The organism is Deltaproteobacteria bacterium (genome assembly GCA_016874755.1).
Lineage (GTDB): Bacteria > Desulfobacterota > Binatia > UBA9968 > UBA9968 > DP-20.
The window spans coordinates 86,403-104,766 of the sequence record VGTH01000012.1 but is presented as its reverse complement, the minus strand read 5'-3'; the positions used below and the strand labels follow the sequence as shown (position 1 = coordinate 104,766).

The following is an 18,364-nucleotide window of genomic DNA, read 5'->3' as shown; positions in this document are numbered from 1 at the left end:
TTACATGTTTTTTGTGCTTTTAACAACCTTGCGAAAAAACTGTAAATTTTGTTGATAATCTCGAACCAATTATTAAGCTTATGGGCATGGATGTCATCGTTGACGGCTACAACGCGATCGGCGCCGAGCGCGGCATGCAAGGCGCGCTTGAACACAAGCGCAATTGGTTGATTCAACAGGTTGCGGCCTATCAGAGACTCAAAAACTTCGCGATTACGATCGTTTTCGATGGCTGGCAAACTGGCTCTGGAAAAGAAACCGAAGAAAAACGCGAAGGCCTGCGCATCGTCTATTCACGCTACGGCGAAAAAGCTGACGCGGTCGTCGTGCGCCTCGCCAAAGAAAAAGGCAGCGGCTGCGTGGTGGTGACCTCGGACCGCGAGATTCGCAGCGCCGTGGAGCGTTTCGGCGCGGTTGCAATCTATGCCGACGAATTCAATCGAATTCTTCGCAGCGTCGAGCACACACTTGAAGATTCTGGCAACGATGGCGATGACAAGCAGGCAAGGGCTAAAAAAGGCAACCCGCGGCAACTTTCCAAGGCGGAAAGAAATCGTCAGGACAAACTGAAGAAATTGCGCGTTGGCTAGCTACGGCCGAATGTATTGACGCGCACCGCCACTGAAGACACTGGGATGCACGTAGCGGCGATCGTTGAAATCGGCACGAAACGCCGGCGCGCAGCCATGGCAAGGTTGATAGTGATGATGCTTGGCGCGGTGTCCGCCGTTGTTAATGACCACGACGGTGCTTTCCTGCGGCGCGTAAATCACTTGTAGCGGAGTCTCTGGAGCGGGGTGCACGTTGGCCGACGCGTGGGGATTGCTAGCGCTGGTCGTTGAAGATTCGGCCTGTGTGGCCGGCGCCGGCGCCGCCTTTAACGTGATCGTGAAAAAGTCCTTGCGCACTTTCACTTGAGCGCTGCCGCGCATTTCTTTCGGTACCGCCTGAGGGTTGTCGCTAAAATGGACGACACCCTGCGCATCGGTCCATTGGTAGAGATCGGCACTTGCGGCGGCCACAGCCGAAGCAAACAAGCACAGGGCAATCAGTGTTAGTTTGATCATGGTGCGCCTCGATTGTGATTGATTATTTTTGCGCCGGTGGCGCCGCATCGATCCGTGACAGCAATCCGCCGTTGAATACCAAGATCGATCCATCGGCATAGAGCCATTGCTCTTCACGTTGGTTGCTGTTGCTTACCTGGTTTCTGTTTGGCTTGGCTGCACCTGTGTTGGTGGCGCTGCGCGTGCGGGTTACCCGCACCGGCTCCCCCATGATCTTTCGCACCTCGAAGGTGTTTAGCCCGGCGATCGGTTGGCGCTTGAGCGCGGCCTCTTTCATGGCCGCCGACCAGGGTTGCGACTTGATCCATTCGACCCGCTGGCTTTCTTCGGCCTCAGCCTGCTCTCCCTTGAGCCGCTCATTGGCAAGCGGATCTTGAGTGACGATGGTCGCGTTGAGATGTTCGTGAAATGCTTCGGGTCGAATGTAGCCGTCTTTACCGGATTCGAAGTGGACCTTGTAGAATGGGTTGTCAGTGGCGCGGCCGACGAGTTCGGTAATATCAAACGCCTCGTTCGCTTTGGGCTGAAATGCAGGCGCGTTGGCCGCCGGTCTGGCATAAAAAGTCGGCAGTCGATTGTCCAGCGGTACGGCCCAAAAGGTTTTGCCAACCCGCGTGGCAAAGGCATCGAGCTGCTTGGGCGTGTAACGCGCGGCGCTGGCCAACATCGGCAAAAATATCATGCCGAGCACAGCCGCCGCCAAAATATTCCAGCCGTTTCGCCTCTTCACGCCGACTAGCTTAGCGAAATAGTTGCCGAGAACCAAGCTCATGGTAGCATTAGACGTCAACGGGCGGCATTTGCTAGCGGCAACGATCGCGCAAAAAAAAGGGGATACCGGCCAACGGTATCCCCGAAAATAACTGGTTGCGGGGCCGGGATTTGAACCCGGGACCTCAAGGTTATGAGCCTTGCGAGCTACCAGACTGCTCCACCCCGCGACACAAAAGAATGTTAGAACGATAGATGTAGCCTGCGTCGCACCGAGAGTCAAGTTAGGAGAAGAGAGAATGGCCGAAAATTTCCGCAATCCGTTGCCCACTGTCGACATTATCATCGAGTTGCACGAGGGAATCGTGCTCATCGAGCGCAAAAACATCCCGCACGGTTGGGCGCTGCCGGGAGGGTTTGTCGACTACGGCGAAAGCCTTGAGACCGCGGCCGTGCGCGAAGCCAAAGAGGAAACATCGTTGGCTGTCACCCTCGTCGAGCAGTTTTACACCTACTCCGATCCGCAGCGCGATGTGCGTCATCACACGCTGGCCACGGTTTACATTGCGACGGCGAGTGGCACGCCGCGCGGCGCCGACGACGCCAAAGTGGCGCGGGTGTTCAATGAAAATAATTTGCCGAGTCCGATTGTCTTCGATCACCCGCGCATCCTGCGCGAGTATTTCGAATACAAAAAGACCGGCCAGCGGCCGCGGCCTTGAGATCTCAGCTCAGTTTTGCCACCGCTGCCGCGATGCGGTTGCAGCCTTTTTCAATGTCTTCAAGCGAAGTCGCGTAGGAAAAACGAATGTGCTGCTGCGAGCCGAAATCTTCGCCCGGCACGCCGGCGACTTTGGCTTCCTCTAGAAAGTAGTCGGCTACGTCGCAGGGGGTTGAGAGTTTCTTGCCGTTGGCAGTTTTTCCGAGCAGGCCGCTGATGTTCGGGAACACATAAAATGCGCCTTCGGGTTTTAAGCAGGTAATGCCTTCGATGCCGTTGAGCTTGGCGACGATCGCGTCGCGCCGCTTGTGAAACTGCTCGACCATGCGGGTGACCACGTCCTGCGCGCCACGGATTGCTTCTAATGCGGCATATTGGGCGATGGACGTGGGATTCGAGGTGCTCTGGCTTTGGATTTTGCCGGCTGCGGCAATGACGTCATTCGGACCGATGGCATAGCCGATACGCCAACCGGTCATCGCATAGGTCTTCGATACGCCATTGATAATAATCGTGCGCTCGCGCAAAGCCGGATTGAGCGCGACGATGTTGTGCCCCTGGAAATCGCCGTAAACGATTTTTTCGTAGATGTCGTCGGCGAAAATCAGACAGTCGTGTTTTTGTAGCACCGCAGCAATAGCAACTAGCTCTTCGCGATTGTAGGTCGCGCCGGTGGGGTTGCACGGGCTATTCAAGAAGAACACGCGTGTCTTGGGTGTCAACGCCGCCGCCAACTGCGCGGCCTTGATGCGAAAGCCGGTCGACTCATCGGTGGGGATCAACTTGGGCACGCCGCCGGCGAGGAGCGCCATGTCGGCGTAGCTCACCCAATAGGGAGCCGGAATCAACACTTCGTCGCCCGGGTTCACCGTGGCTTGCAACAAATTGTAGAGCGAATGTTTGGCGCCGACGCTGACCAGCACGTCGTCTTTGCGATACTCCAGGCTGTACTCGTTTTTGTATTTATCGACGACTGCCTGGCGCAGCGGCTCGATGCCTTTGACATCGGTGTATTTGGTCAGCCCTTTGCGCAGCGCTTCGATGGCGGCGGCCTTGATATGTTCGGGCGTGTCGAAGTCCGGTTCGCCGGCAGAAAAATTCACGACGTCGACGCCCTCGGAGCGGAGCTTGCCGGCTTTGGCGGCGATCGCCAGGGTGACCGATGGCTTGATCAGTTTGGTGCGGTCGGCTAGTTGAGTCATGCGGAGGAATCCTTAACGGCTGAATTTCTTCTGCAGCTTTCTAAGCACGTTGTCGGGCACGAGGCCGGTGACGTTGCCGCCCAGACTTACCACTTCTTTGACCAGGCGTGAGCTGATGTAGAACTCCGACTCGCCGGTCATCATGAAAAAAGTCTCCAGTTTGGGTTTTAAGCGATGGTTCATCATCGCCATCTGAAACTCGTACTCGAAATCGGAAACCGCGCGCAAGCCGCGGATGATCACCGTGACGTTCTTGCGCTCGGCATAGTCGACCAGCAGGCCCTGGAACGAGTCTGCCTGCAGGCGATCTTTTTCGTCGCGAAAAACTTCATGAATCATTTGAATGCGCTCGTCGACGGTAAATAGCGAGCGATCTTTGTCCGGGTTGGTGGCGATGGCGACGATAACTCGATCGAACACCCGCAGCGTGCGGCGCACCAAGTCGACGTGCCCGTTGGTAATGGGGTCGAAGGACCCCGGATAGATCGCGACGCTGTCACTGGCCATGGTTAAGGTTTCCTCGCTCTGAAAGAGTTTCAAGATTGCTGCGAAAAAATGATAGCACCGTGTCGCCGTAGCGCCGCTGGTCGCTGCGCGCAAGCGAGGCGTAGCTCGCCTCGACCTTGTCGCGCACGCTATGTTCGGCGACGATCACGCCGCTGGCGCTCAATATTTTATCTTGCGCGATTTGCGCGAGGGTTTTCGGCACCAGTGCTTCACCATAGGGCGGGTCGAGAAAAATAATATCGAACTGCCGCCGTAACTCCGCCTGTTTTCTCAATGCGCGTTGGGCCGGCGCGTTTATGACGGTAGCTTTTTCTTGCAAGCCAAGCCGCTCGATATTCTCGCGCATCCACTGCACCGTAATTTTGGACGACTCCACCAACACGGCGTGGGCGGCGCCGCGGCTTAAAGCTTCGATGGCCAGATTTCCCGTCCCAGCGAACAGATCTAAAACCCGCGCTCCAGATAACTCGTGGGCAAGAATATTGAACAAAGATTCCTTGACGCGATCGGCCGTCGGCCTAACGCTATTGCCTTTGGGTGCTTTCAGGCGTTGGCCGCGCGCGTTTCCCGCTATGACGCGCATGATTCATCGCTCACAACGACACTACCGAAGGCCGCGCCACTTTGAAAGCGCTGCTGCGCAGCTTTTTCCTGGTCGAAGGGAACAACTCTGTCGATTAGCGGTCGTACTCCGGTCGATTCCAGCCAGCGCCAAACCTGCTCGAAGTCCCGGTGGCTGCCGTGAGCGGCGCCAAAGATTTGCAGATGGTTCCAAAAGATCCGGCGCAGGTCGGTTTGCGGCTGGGCGCCATTTAGTGCGCCTGCCGTCGCTAGGCGGCCGCCGCGCGCTAAACAAGCGAGCGTCTGGCTCCAGCTGTCGCCGCCCGCGAAGTTTATCGCAACGTCAGCGCCATGTTTGGCCGTGACGCCGCGCACTTCCTTTGGCAGATCGGCCTTGCTCCAGTCGATGGCGTAAGCGGCGCCCAGCGCCTGAGCCGCTGTTAGATGATTGGCATTGTCGGACGCAGCGATGACATGGGTGCCCATCTGCATTGCAATTTGCAAGGCGGCAACTGCCACGGCATCGCCAAGGCCTGTGAGCAAAACGATGTCGCCTGGTTGCAGACGAGCCAAGCTTACGAGCAAGCGCCAGGCCGTAGCATGCGCTGAGCTAACAGCGGCCGCTTGCGCCCAAGAAATGTCAGCGGAAAAGCACCAACAGTTTTGTGCGCTGGTCGTCCATTCGCGCTCGCCGATTGCGTTAATACAGGCTGCGGCAGGGGAGAGCGCGACGCGGTCGCCGGGCTTCAAGTGAGTCACCGCTGCGCCGGTCTCAACCACGATGCCCGCGCGGCCATGGGCGTGTTGGCCCAGGGCGACTGCGCGCATCGCGATCACGATATTGCCAAGACCGGGCTGTGCAAGGATTTGCGTGTGATTCGGAACGGCGTTCAGCGGCGACTCCTGTGCGGATCATTTTTGGTTAGCAAGAACTGAAAATAGTGTCAAAGGCGAGGCGAACTACGAAACCGGAAACGCGGAAAGCGGAAACGGCGCACCGCATGCAATGCGCTTTTGACACGCGGCGAACTTGTCAGGCGGAAAATGACGTGCCGCAGCCACAGGTGCCGGTGGCGTTGGGATTGGTGAATTTAAATCCGCCGCCATAGAGGCCGCTGACGAAGTCGATCACGGTGCCTTTGAGGTAGGGTGCGCTATTGGCATCGACGTAGACTTTCACGCCGTCGGCATCCACGACAATGTCTTCGGGTTTCGGTTCGTGATCGAAGCTCAGCTTGTAAGAAAACCCGGAACAACCGCCATCGGTGACCGAGACCCGCAGCGCCTGGTCATCTTTGCGGTCGCGCGCCAACAGGGTCTTTACCTGGCGTACCGCGCTTTCCGTGAGCGAAAGGTCAACCTGGTTTTCCATATGTGAAAATGGTAAGTCCGGGCGCGCTTTTAGTCAAGGCGGGCGGCAGCTCAGTTTTCGAAGAGCGCCTGGACGAACCGAGCCGGCTCGAAGGGCTGCAGGTCTTCGATGTCTTCACCCACGCCAACGTATCGAACCGGCACGCCGAGCTCTTCTTGGATGCCGATGATGACACCTCCCTTGGCGGTGCCATCGAGCTTGGTCAGGACGATGCCGCTAATGGCGGTGGCTTCTTTGAATACCCGCGCCTGCTGCATGCCATTTTGGCCGGTGGTGGCATCGATGACGAGCAGAGTTTCATGGGGCGCGTCCGGCTGTTCGCGGACGATGATGCGGCGGATTTTTTTGAGCTCTTCGATCAAGTGGACCTTGGTGTGGAGCCGGCCGGCGGTATCGATCAGGACAACGTCGACGGCGCGATTCTTGGCTGCCTGCAGGCCGTCGTAGACCACAGCCGATGGATCGGCCCCCGCTTTGTGTTTGATTACTTCGACGCCGGCGCGCTGGCCCCAGGCCTCGAGCTGCTCGATGGCGGCGGCGCGAAAGGTGTCGCCGGCAACCATTAAGACTTTTTTCTCTTGGGCGCGGAACTGGGCGGCGATCTTGCCAATGGTGGTCGTCTTGCCCACGCCGTTGACGCCGAGAAAGAGGATCACCCAGGGGCGCACCGAAAGTGCCGGCTTCTGCGCGCCGTTGGTTTTGCTTTGCAGCATCCCGATCATCGCCTGCTGCAGACGTTTGGCCATCTCCTCGCCGACGTTCTCGCCATTGGCCGGCACGTTTCGACGCAGGGCGGCCATCAATTTGTCGGTTGCTTTGACACCGACGTCCGCGCCGATCAGCACTTCCTCCATGGTGTCCAAAGTCGCGGCGTCCCAGCGGCTGGTTTTAAAGACAGTGGTGACTTTTTCGACGAAGGTTTCTTTGCTCTTGGTTAAACCTTGTTTGAGTCTTTGGAAGAGAGATAGCCCGGCCATGCAGATGTTCTAGACGTTTTGGCCGCGGATTGGAAGTGACGCTTTTGCGGCGAATGCCGGGTTCAAATTCAAGATGAACTTCGAACCTAAAAAGCTAGGCTTAGAAGGGGCTGACGCTATTGCATGCGCACGGAAACCACTTTGGAGACGCCGGGCTCGGCCATGGTGATGCCGTAGAGCATCTCGGCGGCTTGCATGGTCTTCTTGTTGTGGGTGACCATGACGAACTGCGAGTGCTCGCTCATCTCTTTGATCATCTCGTTGAAGCGGTCGACGTTGGCATCGTCGAGCGGCGCGTCGACTTCGTCAAGGAAGCAAAACGGACTCGGTTTGGTGAGGAAGATCGCAAATAACAGACTGACCGCGGTGAGCGCCTTTTCACCGCCGGAGAGCAGTGAGATCGACTGCAGTTTCTTGCCTGGCGGCTGGACCACGATGTCGATGCCGGTTTCCAGATAATCGTTCTCGTCGGTGAGCACGAGCTTGGCTTTGCCGCCGCGGAACAGCCGCGGAAAGATGGCCTCGAATTTTTCGTTGATCGCTTCGAAGGTCTCTTTGAAACGGAGGCGGCAAATGCGATTGAGCTTGACGATGGTCTGCTGCAGGTCGGCGATGGATTTTTCCAGGTCATCTTTCTGCTGGCTCATGAACTGAAAGCGGGTCGTCAGCTCTTCATATTCGCCGATGGCCGCCAGGTTGACCTCGCCCATACGTTCCAGGCGGCTGCGCAAGTCTTCGATTTCCGCCACCAGGTCATCGCGCACCGGGGCTTCATTGGCAGAGAGGGGAATCAAACTCATCAGATCGACATCGTATTTTTCGCGCAGATTGTCCGCCACATGCTGAAAATTGATGCGTTTCTCCGCCAACTGGAGCTGCACACGGTTGCGTTCTTCTTGGCAGCTTTCGCTAAGAGGACGGAGCTCCTTGATGGTCTCATCGATTTCTGCCAGGTTCATGGAGATGTTGCGGTAGCGTTGCCGGTCCGCCTGCAGCCGTTCTTCCATCTCCTGCAACCCGCTGCGCAGCGAGCCGAGTTCTTGTTCGGATTCGACCAGCGCGGCCTCGACCTCGGCGCGGCGTTTTAGCACCTCGTTGATCTGCCCGTTGCGCGATTCGATTTGCGCGCCGGTCTCTTCTTGCAGCTTTAAACGGTTCTCCAGATTGTGATGGGTGTTTTGCTTCTTCTCTCCCAACGCGGCGTTGCGGATACGCGATTGGGTCACTTCGGAGTCCAAGCGCTGCACCGATTGGCGCAGCGCGTTGCAGATCTCTTGTTTGGCTGCCAGCGCCTGCTCGCGCTCGATTTTTTCCTGCAGGCGGCTTTCACTGTCACTTTGGGCTTGGTGAACTTCTTCGTGGAGCTTTTCCAGGGTGGAGCTGAGGTCGCTCTGTTCTTTAGTCAAGGCACGCACGGTTTGCTCCAGCCGCTCGCTGTCGCTCTTGGCGGCACGATGCTCATGTTCGAGCCGAACCCGCTCGATCTCCAAGCGGTGCAATTCGCCGCGCAGGATTGCCTGGCGTTCCTGGGCCTGCGCCAGCTCCGCTTCGACGAGGGTGCTCTTCTCGGTTTCGCCGCAGAGCTGCTCGTCGATTTCATCCAGTTGGGTTCTTAGCTCGCGAATGCGCCGGCGGTGGGTGAGAAAGCTGCCTTCCAGCGAACTGTTGCTGCCGCCGGTGACGATGCCCATGGAGTCGATCACTTCGCCGTCAGGGGTGACCAGGGTGCAGTAAAAGCCGTTGCGGTTCCACAGGGCCAAACCAGAGATAAGATCACGCACGACCACAACATCGGCGAGCAGATATTCGGCAACATCGCGGTAGCCCTCTTTAACCGAAACCATCTCCATCAACGGCCCGACGACCTCCGCCTCGCTCAAGGGCAGCGGTTTGTGCTGCTTGCGCGCGAGATGGAGCGGGATGAAGCTGCCGCGGCCCGAAGCCTGCTGCTTTAAATACTCGATTGCCTCAATCCCCTGTTCATGGCCTCTGACGATGACGTACTGTAGGCGATCGCCGAGCACCGCGGTGAGGGCTTTTTCGTAGAACTCCGGCGCGTCGATCACCTCGGCGACCAAGCCATAAATGCCGTTGGCCTGATTCTCTTGCTGTTTCTTGAGCATGATCGCGCGCACGCCCTCTTGATAGCCCTCGTAGTTTTTCTGCAAGTCCTCGAGGGATAGGAGGCGCGAGCGGCTTTGCTGGCCCTGTTCTTTGAGGCCGGCGATCTTGCGCGCCTGCTCGCTGCGGGTCGCGCTTAGGGTGTGGATGCTGGCGCCCACCTGCTCGACTTCCAACTCCCTTTGGCGTGCCTCATCGAGACAGTTGGCCAAGGCGCGCTCCGCTTCGTCATGCTTTTGGGCCGAGGTTTGCGCCGCCGTTTCGGCGTTCAGCTGCTCTTCTTGGCTGCGCACGAGCTCGGTGCGCAGCTCGCCGCAGCGCCATTCTTTGGCGCGCAGATCGTTTTTCAGATAGGCGATCTGGTTGGCGATCTCGATCAGCTCGTTTTTTTCCTGGTCAATTTCGGCGCTCTGGGAGCGGATGTCGGCGTGAAGTTTGGCCAGCTCATCTTCTTTTTCCTGTAGAAAAGAAGCCTCGAACAATGATAGCTGCACGAAGCTTTCTTTGGCGCTGCTAAGATCGTTAATCTCCTGGGCGAGGCTCTGGAGCTTCTGCTCCAACTGCCGCAGGGCCGCGCGCGCTTCGCTTTCGCTGTTCTGGAGCTGGAGCAAGTCGCGCTTAGCAAAATCGATGTTTTGTTCGTGGCCCTGAATATCGGCCTTGCGCGCGTAGAGAGTCTCTTGCTGCGCGCCGATCTCGCGGTCGGCTTCCATCATCGACAGCCGCACCGTTTCACTTTGGGCTTCCTTGCCGCGCAGGGAAGCGATGTGCGCTGCCAATTGGTTTTCGGTTTCGTTTAGTTGGTTTTCTTGGTGCGCGATCTCTTGCTCGAAGCTCTGGCGCTGCAAAGCAGCGTAGGTCAAGTCTTTCTTTCGGAGCTCGGCGCGCAGGCTGCGATAGCGCTCGGCTTTGCGCGCTTGCAGCTCCATGCTGCGGATCTGGCGCTCGATCTCGCGCACGATGTCGGTCACGCGAAACAGATTTTGCTGGGTGCGTTCCAACTTGCGCTCGGCGACGAGCTTGCGGCTCTTATATTTGCTGGTGCCGGCGGCCTCCTCTATCAAGACACGCCGGTCTTCCGGCTTGGAATTGACCAATTCGTCGACCCGCCCCTGCTCGACGATCGAATAGGCCTTATTGCCGATACCGGTGCCCAGAAACAGCTCGACCACGTCTTTCAAGCGGCATGGCGTCTTGTTGATGGCGTACTCCGATTCGCCGGAACGAAACAGCCGCCGCGTAATCGAGATTTCACTATAATTGGCATAGTCAGCCGGCCCGCGGCCATCTTCATTGTCGAAGGTCAAGGAGACCTCAGCCATGCCCGTCGCCGGCATGGAATCGCTACCGGCGAAGACTACGTCTTCCATCTGATGGCCGCGCAGATGGCGCGCACTCTGCTCACCCATGGCCCAGCGCAGGGCATCGACAATGTTCGATTTGCCGCAGCCGTTGGGGCCGACCACCGCGGTGACCCCTGGGTTAAGCTCCAGGATGGTCTTTTGGGCAAAAGACTTAAAGCCCAACATTTCAAGACGTTTGAGTCGCATAGCTAAGTTTTGTGACAGGCTATTGCGCCAACGGGGAGGCGCTTGGCTCACCGAAACTTATTTCACAATGAATCGACCCTGTCAAGCAAGATCACAACATAAAGTATGCGCTGTGGATAAGTCACCACAATATGTTGATAACTGGTCGACGAATAGGCAATAGCAGCCGAGCCGGACGCAGCGATGCTAGGCATTTCAAATCGCTTATCCGCTAGTTATGACCGGATTTGCGAAACGATTTTAGATTTCTAAAAGCTCGGTGTTCCAGTACGAGCTATCCACAGTGTTGAGGAACGGCATCCATTCGCGGTAGCGCGACAGGCTGAAGGTCTCCTGCATGAACGGTGTCCACTTGGGCTTGAAGGGCTTGCGGATGAGCGGCATGCTCGCTTGCTGCGGCGTGCGCCCGCCCTTGCGCCGATTGCATTCGTGGCAAGAGCAGACGACGTTTTCCCAGGTTGAGGTGCCGTTCTGAGATCGCGGAATCACGTGGTCGAGGTTTAACTCCTGTCTGGGCAAACGGCGGCCGCAATATTGGCAGGTGCAATTGTCGCGAGCATAGATATTGTACCGGCTGAAGCGCACCTGGCGCTTGGGCACCCGGTCATAGCCAACCAACAGAACCACTCTTGGCACACGGATAACCCGATTGACTAGGCCGATGGTTTCATCGTTGGCGGCGATCGCCAGCTCGCTCCAGCTGGCGAAGTCAAACGTCTGATACTGTTCGTTTACAGCCTCGGCAATCCCCTGATACATTAAGGTGAAGGCGCGGCGCAGCGAGGTGACGTGAATGGGCAGATAGGAGCGATTGAGAATCAGGACCTTGGTGTTAAGTATCGAATATGTTGGCGCGGTGGCCGGAAAACTCATAGAGTAGCCTTCCTGTTGACTTATTCGAAGTCAGTCTTATTCAGAGTTACTGCCTTTGAGGGTAGCGGTCGTGGCCGGCAATGTCAATTACGCAGGTGACGCGTAAATCATACTTGAAGTTAAGGACCTTTTGCTCTAATGTAGCGGCAACCACCACCCGATGACCGTCACGGATCTCCACTTCACGGTTATGAGGTCCGCATCTCTCGGCGCCTCTTTTTTTTTCACGGAACCTAAAATCACTAGAACATGAAGCAAGAGATTTTTATCAATTCGACGCCCCAGGAGAGCCGCATCGCCATTATGGAAGATGGCTTGCTGGCCGAGTTTCTCATAGAACGCAAAGAGGAAAGGGGCATCGCCGGCAATATCTACAAAGGCAAGGTCGCCCGTGTGCTGCCGGGCATGCAGGCGGCGTTTATCGAAATCGGCATGGACAAGGCGGGCTTCCTGCACGCGTCGGATTTCTACGAAGTGCCCGAAGATGTGCAAATCATCGAAGGCCCGGCCGAGAGCGAGGGCGGCGACGAAAGCGATGGTGAGCTTGAAGAGTCCGAGGAGGACGCGGAGGAGGAGGTCAAGCGGCCGGCGCCCAAGCGCCAGCACCTCTCACGCCGGCTGCCCCTAGAGAAACGGCTCTCGCGCGGCGAGGATATTTTGGTCCAAGTCGCCAAAGATCCGCTCGGCACCAAGGGAGCGCGGGTGACATCGCACATTTCGCTGCCGGGCCGCTATATGGTCTTCATGCCGGGCACCAAGCACATCGGCATCTCGCGGCGCATCGAAAGCGAAGAGGAGCGCAAGCGCTTAAAAGAGATTGCTCAGAACATGGGTACGAGCCATGGCGGTTTTATTCTGCGAACCGCCTGTGAGGGGCGCAGCAAGCGGGAGATCCAGCGCGATCTGGCGTTTTTGGCGCGGCTCTGGAAGGGCATCCAAAAGAAGGCCGCGGGCGCCCCGGCGCCGGCGTTAATCCACCAGGACCTCGACCTGATTACCCGCACCATCCGCGATTTTTTTACCACCGATACCGAGCGCGTAGCGATCGATTCGGCCAAAGACCACAAGCGTATCATCGATTTCGTGCACCACTTCATGCCGCGCTTGAAGTCGAAGATCGAACCCCATGAAGATAAAACGCCGATTTTTGACAGCCAAGGCATCGAAGAAAAAATCACCAAAGCGCTGGAGCGGCGGGTTTGGCTCCGTTCGGGCGGCTACTTGATCATCGAGCGCACCGAAGCGCTAACGGCCGTGGACGTCAATACCGGCCGCTTCGTCGGTAAGCGCAACCAGGAAGAGACCATTCTCAAGACCAACATGGAAGCGGTGCAGGAGGTGGTCCGTCAACTGCGGCTGCGCAATGTCGGCGGCATCATCATCATCGACTTCATCGACATGGAGAAAGAGGCCAACCGCAAGAAGGTCTACGACGCCCTCAGGGAGGCGCTCAAGAAAGACAAAGCGCGGACCAATATTCTCAAGATCTCCGAGCTCGGCTTGATCGAAATGACGCGCCAGCGCAGCCGCGAAAGTCTGGAGAATCAGCTGCTGAGCCCGTGCCCGCACTGTGAAGGACGGGGCAAAGTCAAATCGCCGGTGACGGTGGCCTATGATATTTTGCGCGCGATCGAAAAGCAGCAGGCGAGCTTCGAAGCGGGCAAGAACGTCATCGTGCGCATGCATCCCGATATCGCCAATTTTCTCTACGATGACCGCAGCAAGAGCCTCGACAACTTAGAGGATGAGATCGATCACAAAATAATTATCAAAGTCAGCGCCGAGCTGCGCCACGAGCAGTACGAGATTAGCACGAGCTAAAGCGGGAGAATTTTTCACCACGAAGGCGCGAAGGACACGAAGTTCGGAAAAGAATTTACTGTTTTCTTCTCTTACCTTCGTGCACTTCGCGCCCTTCGCGGTGAAAATCCCTCTTCGGGCTCCAGCGACAAATTTGGCATAAGGTTCAATCAGCGTGAGACAGCGCACTAGTTGAGCGAGACTTGGCTGCGCCGGCCGAACCACCAGGCAATAAAGATCAGCGGTGCGAGCACGAGGGTCATGAGCAAAGTCACGGCCGATGCTTTGTTGATACTGCCGCTGAACCAGTAGCTCCAGATCACCGCCGGCAGCGTGATGTTGTCGTGCACGGCGAGAAAAACCGCGGCGGTCAGTTCGCGGTAAACCAACAGCGCCGTCCAGATCCAAACTGAAAATAGCGTTGGGCGAATCAGCGGAAACAGCACACGCCAAGCGGTGCGCGCCGTCGACAGGCCCGAGACAAACGCTGCTTCTTCCAACTCACGGTGGATTTGCAATAACGAGCCGTTGAGCGCGCGGGTCGCGAAAGCCAAGCGTGCGACGATATAGACGATGGCGATAATCCACACCGAGCCATAGAGCGGCACGTTCTTGCCAATCACGAACAGCGCCAAGAGCAGTGCGCCAATCGCGAGAATTACTTCCGGCAGCGCCTGGGGTAGGAACGCGCCGAACTCGAGCAGATAGCGGACCCGGCTGCGCGAGCGCACGATCAGCCAAGAAATCGTGAAGGCCAACAGTAAAACCGCCAGCGGCACGACCGCCACCAACACCACCGTGTTTTTTAGCCCGCGCGAAACCAGCTCCCAATCCATGCCGTAAAAGTGGGTCATGGAAAACTGCTGCATCGCTTCGAGCGACGGCGGCACGAAGTAGGGCATGAGCGCGGCGTAGGCGATGAGCAGGAGCGGGATGAGCTTGGAGATGAGAGCGTATCCAAGAATCAAAGCCCAGGCGAAGATCGACCAGCGCCCGAGCGGAATCAGCGCCGGCTTGTAGCCTTTGCCGGTGACGACTTCGAAGCGATGGCCTTGGCGCAGCACTTGGCCGTACCAGAGAGTCAGCATGCCTGCGACAACGATCATGAAAGCGCCGACCACACCGGTGATGCCGTATTCTGGCAAGCCAGCGCCCTGGGGGTGGACTTTCAGATAGATAAAGGTGCTGAGCAGGTAGACACGATTGCCCAGGCCGAGTATCGCCGGGATGTCGAATGTGGCGATGCCGATGGTGAAAATATAGATCACTGCAGCAAGAATGCCTGGCCGCGCCAGCGGCAATGTCACGCGCCGAATAATTTTGCCATAGCCCATGCCGTGCACGCGCGCCGCTTCTTCCAGCGACGGATTCATGGCGCGAAACATTTGGGAAGTTAGAATGAAGGCGAGGGCGGCCAGGCTCAGACCTTGGACAAAGCCCATGCCGATGGGCGTGGCGATATTGATCGGCCCGTCGTCGAGACCAAAAAGATCGACCAACCAGCGGTTTAACAGACCGATGCGCGGATGGGCGATCAGCGTCCAGCCCATGGCCGTATAGATACCTGGGATCAATAAGCCCAGCGTCATGATCGCATAGAGAAAAGTTTTCCCCGGCAGCGTCGTGCGCTCCACCAACCAGGCGATCGGTAGACCGATGGCTAAGGCCACCAGCGTTGCGCTGATGGTAAAGATCAGGGTGTTGACAACCACGCTGACAACAAAGGGATCGCCAAAGACTGCGCTGTAGTTGGTGAGCGTATAGACCGCGCTCGGTGTGCCGAGGGCGCCTTTTTGCACACTGACCCAGAACATGGCGATGACCAGCACAAGGATTACCGCCATCGGCAGGGCGGCGAGCGAGAGCAGCGCCGGGGAAGTACCGCCGCTGAAAAGACCGCGAATGCGGGAGGTCATAGGAATGATAATTCCAGATTCAAAATTCCAGATTACAGCTTAGGGATCTGGATAATTTGTAATTTGTAATCTGGAATTTTTCTACTTCTGCCTCAGTATGTTTTCCAACTCCTTCTGGATCGCCGTGTAGTCCTTGAACGACGCCAGCCACTCGGGCGAGTTGATGATCACCTTGCCCTTGGCAGCGCGCACGCGATCGAGCTCGCGCTTGGTCTGGGAGCCGGGGAAAAGGTGCAAGTCCAAACCGTCCATGCGCCAGAGCAGTTCCTGGCCCTCGGCGCTCATCAGGAAATGAATAAACAGGCCGGCGGCGTTGGGCGAGCGAGAGTTTTTCGGTATGGCCGCGTAGCGCATGTGCAGCACGGTGCCTTCTTCCATGACTGCATGGCCCACCGGCGCGCCGGTGCGGCGCGCGACGTTGACGTCGTTGCCGCCGCAGGTAAAGGCCAGCATGATGAACTCGCCGCTGGTGATGCGCTCGACTTCGCCGCAGCGCATCAGACCGGCGATCTGTTTGGAGAGCTTGCGGGTAAAGTCGACGACCTTTTCGCGGCCGAGAAAATCCGGCGTGGCAAACTCACGGATGCCGGCAGCATAAGGCGTCGAGGCGATCTTGCCTTTCCATTTGGGGTTCAACACATCTTCGATCTTTTTCGGAATGTCATTGCCCTTGACGAAGTTGGTGTTGTACTGCACGCCGACGACGGCGGTGGCAAAGGCCACGTGGGTGCCGTCCGCCGCGATCGGGTTGAACTTGCCTTCGGTGGCCGGCTTGTCTTGAATAAATTGATTGTAGGTCGTCGGCCTCATGACCTTGGCGTTCAAGCCGTCGAGCATCGCCTGGGCGTTGCCCAGATAAACGTCGGTGCTAGCGGGTTGTCCCGCGGCGTTTTCTTGGATCACGCGCAGCATGAGCGCCTGCATGTCAGGGCCCGGGGTGTACTGACCTTTGATATCGGTCTTGTATTTCTTGTTCATAGCGGAGACGATCTCTTTGAAGCCTTCGCTGCCGCCAAAGCTCGCCTGTCCCCACTGACCGCGCAGCACGCCTTCTTTCTTGGCGCCTTCGATCAGCTCAGCCAAAGTGGCTGCCCGAGCATAAGATGCCAGCGTGAGTAGGCTTAGCGCGCCTGCCAAAACTCTAACGACCTTCATAAAACCTCCCATCGTTTAACGTGCAAAGACCATAATATCCGCCGGTTCGACTCGAAACCTCAGCACACCGTCGTTAGACTGCGGCAAGGAGCGGTTCTTGCCCCAGAGCAGCTGGCCATTCACTTCGGCGTTGAAAGTGAACTGATCGCCGAGAAATGTGCTCGAAGTAATCTTGCCAACGAACGTGTTGTCGGTGGCGGCACCGTTGGCGATCAACAACGATTCCGGGCGAAAGCCGAGTTTAATTTGCTTTCCGTAAACGCTTGAAGTTTCAATTCTTAGTTTGCCGATGGGCGACGCGACCATGCCTCGCTCGAGGATCTCGCCGTCGAGCCAGTTGACCGAGCCGAAGAAATCGGCGACATCGGCGCTCTTAGGCTTGTGATAGATCTCGGCCGGCGTGCCGACTTGCAAAAGCTCTCCCGCTTGCATGAGGGCGATCTTATCGGCAATCGCCATCGCTTCGATCTGATCGTGGGTGACGTAGAGGACCGTCGAATGAAGCTGCTTGGCGAGGTCGCGAATGCGGCCGCGCACGTCCTCGCGCAGACGCGCGTCGAGGTTGCTGAGCGGCTCGTCCATCAACAATAACTTCGAGCTGACGGCGATGGCGCGCGCCAAGGCGACGCGCTGTTGCTGGCCGCCGCTTAAAAGCGTCGCCGGACGGTCGGCTTGTTCTTCGAGCTGCACTAGGCGCAACGCTTCTTTTACTCGGCTGGCAACTTCGCTCTTCGGGATGCGCTGCGCTCCTTCGGCCAACGGCAAGGCGATGTTTTCAGAGACGGTGAGATGGGGCCAAACGGCGTAGGACTGAAACACCATCCCCAAGCCGCGCTGCTGCGGCGGTATCCAGACGGGCGGCTGATCCGATGAAACCGTTTTGCCGCCGATGGCGATCGCGCCGCCGTCCGGCACTTCGAGCCCGGCGATACAGCGCAATAGAGTAGTCTTGCCCGAACCACTGGCGCCGACGATGACGAACAGCTCGCCCTCGGCGATTTCCAGATCGAGGGATTGGATCGCCGCCACGACGCCGTCGCTGACCGTAAAACGTTTTTGCAGACGGCGGATCGAAATCATCGGTTGCCTAGGATATCAATCTGGCGGCGTGCGGCTGGGCATGTGATCGGTAGGTTACGGCGCAGAAATATTTCGGGTTTCGAGTTCCGTGTTGCGGGTTAATTCGACAAACCCGCAACACGAAACCCGAAACTCAAAACCATTGGATTAATGGTAGTCCGAGTTAGGCAGCGGATTCTTCACCACGTCTTCCAACGTGGTCGCCCGGCTCCACTCGTTGGCGGGGCGGCTGCGGCCGTCGGTGCCGATTTGATCCATGGCGGCATAGATTTCAACCTTGTAACCATCAGGATCGTAAAATTCGACGCCGGGGTTGCCGCCGGGGCCACGGCGGCCTTCGTAGAAGATCTCCACGCCTTTTGATTTCAAAAAGTCACGAATCTTGAACAGCTCGGAGACGCTGGCGACTTCCAACGCCATGTGATCGAAGCCGACCTGGCCGCGCTTGGGAAGCTGGTTTTTCTCGGTCGCCTGGATGAGCGCGATGGTGTGATGGTCGGTGGCGTTACGGAAAAAGACCATGCCGATCTCGTTCTTGTCGGAGAACTTAAAGTTCATGATCTCGGTCCAGAACTTCGCGGTGCGCTCGATGTCGCTGCACGCGTAGACCACATGACCGATTTTTTTGACATTGATCGGGGATTTTTCACTTGCCATAACTTGGCTCCTTTCAGCTTGTTCGACCGCAAAAGCGGCTAAATGTGAAGCACTTTTACCACGGAGGGCATGGGCAAGGCAAAGGAGGCGAAAT

17 protein-coding genes and 1 tRNA gene are annotated in these 18,364 nt (G+C 57.4%); 3 read left to right on the top strand and 15 right to left on the bottom strand.

The window, feature by feature from the left end; translation table 11 throughout:
* Window positions 1–80: 80 nt before the first annotated feature.
* Complete coding sequence (locus FJ145_09780) at window positions 81–590, top strand: NYN domain-containing protein (protein ID MBM4261707.1); 510 nt, start codon at window positions 81–83, stop codon at window positions 588–590.
* Here the strand turns inward: FJ145_09780 and FJ145_09775 are convergent, their stop codons facing one another.
* The 3 genes from FJ145_09775 to FJ145_09765 form a co-directional block, all read right to left on the bottom strand.
* Window positions 591–1,166 (bottom strand): DUF4124 domain-containing protein, encoded by a 576-nt coding sequence (locus tag FJ145_09775; protein MBM4261706.1) that lies wholly within the window; start codon window positions 1,164–1,166, stop codon window positions 591–593. It lies immediately after the preceding gene.
* Window positions 1,090–1,839, bottom strand: coding sequence for a hypothetical protein (locus FJ145_09770; GenBank protein MBM4261705.1), 750 nt, complete (start codon window positions 1,837–1,839; stop codon window positions 1,090–1,092). Before FJ145_09770 ends, FJ145_09775 begins: the two co-directional genes overlap by 77 nt.
* Before the next feature lie 92 nt (window positions 1,840–1,931).
* Window positions 1,932–2,008: transfer RNA gene (locus FJ145_09765), tRNA-Met, on the bottom strand.
* Window positions 2,009–2,077: 69 nt separating this feature from the next.
* Between FJ145_09765 and FJ145_09760 the strand changes: the two genes are divergently transcribed.
* The gene (locus tag FJ145_09760) at window positions 2,078–2,500 is read left to right on the top strand and encodes an NUDIX hydrolase (GenBank protein ID MBM4261704.1); all 423 of its coding nucleotides are present in this window, start codon (window positions 2,078–2,080) and stop codon (window positions 2,498–2,500) included.
* Between the two features lie 4 nt (window positions 2,501–2,504).
* On the opposite strand, the gene FJ145_09755 is transcribed toward FJ145_09760, so the two are convergent.
* From FJ145_09755 to FJ145_09720, 8 genes are all read right to left on the bottom strand, one after another.
* Entirely contained in the window at window positions 2,505–3,701 is a 1,197-nt protein-coding gene (locus tag FJ145_09755; GenBank protein ID MBM4261703.1) for a pyridoxal phosphate-dependent aminotransferase, read from the bottom strand.
* 12 nt (window positions 3,702–3,713) lie between these two features.
* On the bottom strand, window positions 3,714–4,208 hold the full coding sequence (gene coaD, locus FJ145_09750) for a pantetheine-phosphate adenylyltransferase (protein ID MBM4261702.1): 495 nt from the start codon (window positions 4,206–4,208) through the stop codon (window positions 3,714–3,716).
* Window positions 4,198–4,791 carry a 16S rRNA (guanine(966)-N(2))-methyltransferase RsmD gene (gene rsmD, locus FJ145_09745; GenBank protein MBM4261701.1) on the bottom strand — a complete coding sequence of 198 codons (594 nt, stop codon included), beginning with the start codon at window positions 4,789–4,791 and terminating at the stop codon, window positions 4,198–4,200. The genes coaD and rsmD overlap by 11 nt, the downstream gene beginning before the upstream one ends.
* On the bottom strand, window positions 4,779–5,606 hold the full coding sequence (locus FJ145_09740) for a zinc-binding dehydrogenase (protein MBM4261700.1): 828 nt from the start codon (window positions 5,604–5,606) through the stop codon (window positions 4,779–4,781). The genes rsmD and FJ145_09740 overlap by 13 nt, the downstream gene beginning before the upstream one ends.
* A 196-nt stretch (window positions 5,607–5,802) precedes the next feature.
* Window positions 5,803–6,141 (bottom strand): iron-sulfur cluster insertion protein ErpA, encoded by a 339-nt coding sequence (erpA, locus tag FJ145_09735; protein MBM4261699.1) that lies wholly within the window; start codon window positions 6,139–6,141, stop codon window positions 5,803–5,805.
* A gap of 50 nt (window positions 6,142–6,191) precedes the next feature.
* Window positions 6,192–7,118: a signal recognition particle-docking protein FtsY gene (gene ftsY, locus FJ145_09730; protein MBM4261698.1), complete on the bottom strand. Its 927-nt coding sequence runs from the start codon at window positions 7,116–7,118 to the stop codon at window positions 6,192–6,194.
* Between the two features lie 116 nt (window positions 7,119–7,234).
* A complete protein-coding gene (gene smc, locus FJ145_09725; protein ID MBM4261697.1) occupies window positions 7,235–10,789 on the bottom strand; it encodes a chromosome segregation protein SMC in 3,555 nt (1,184 codons plus the stop codon).
* A gap of 240 nt (window positions 10,790–11,029) precedes the next feature.
* Window positions 11,030–11,629 carry an HNH endonuclease gene (locus tag FJ145_09720; protein ID MBM4261696.1) on the bottom strand — a complete coding sequence of 200 codons (600 nt, stop codon included), beginning with the start codon at window positions 11,627–11,629 and terminating at the stop codon, window positions 11,030–11,032.
* Between the two features lie 282 nt (window positions 11,630–11,911).
* Here FJ145_09720 and FJ145_09715 point away from each other — a divergent pair, with 282 nt between their 5' ends.
* Complete coding sequence (locus tag FJ145_09715; GenBank protein ID MBM4261695.1) at window positions 11,912–13,483, top strand: Rne/Rng family ribonuclease; 1,572 nt, start codon at window positions 11,912–11,914, stop codon at window positions 13,481–13,483.
* A gap of 167 nt (window positions 13,484–13,650) precedes the next feature.
* Here FJ145_09715 and FJ145_09710 read toward each other — a convergent pair whose 3' ends face one another.
* The 4 genes from FJ145_09710 to FJ145_09695 all read right to left on the bottom strand — a co-directional run bounded on the left by FJ145_09710 (window position 13,651) and on the right by FJ145_09695 (window position 18,270).
* Window positions 13,651–15,378 (bottom strand): iron ABC transporter permease, encoded by a 1,728-nt coding sequence (locus FJ145_09710; protein ID MBM4261694.1) that lies wholly within the window; start codon window positions 15,376–15,378, stop codon window positions 13,651–13,653.
* An 81-nt stretch (window positions 15,379–15,459) separates the two neighbouring features.
* A complete protein-coding gene (locus FJ145_09705) occupies window positions 15,460–16,545 on the bottom strand; it encodes an extracellular solute-binding protein (GenBank protein MBM4261693.1) in 1,086 nt (361 codons plus the stop codon).
* A 3-nt stretch (window positions 16,546–16,548) separates the two neighbouring features.
* Window positions 16,549–17,613 (bottom strand): ABC transporter ATP-binding protein, encoded by a 1,065-nt coding sequence (locus tag FJ145_09700; protein ID MBM4261692.1) that lies wholly within the window; start codon window positions 17,611–17,613, stop codon window positions 16,549–16,551.
* Window positions 17,614–17,760: 147 nt separating this feature from the next.
* The gene (locus tag FJ145_09695) at window positions 17,761–18,270 is read right to left on the bottom strand and encodes a hypothetical protein (GenBank protein ID MBM4261691.1); all 510 of its coding nucleotides are present in this window, start codon (window positions 18,268–18,270) and stop codon (window positions 17,761–17,763) included.
* Window positions 18,271–18,364: the final 94 nt, after the last annotated feature.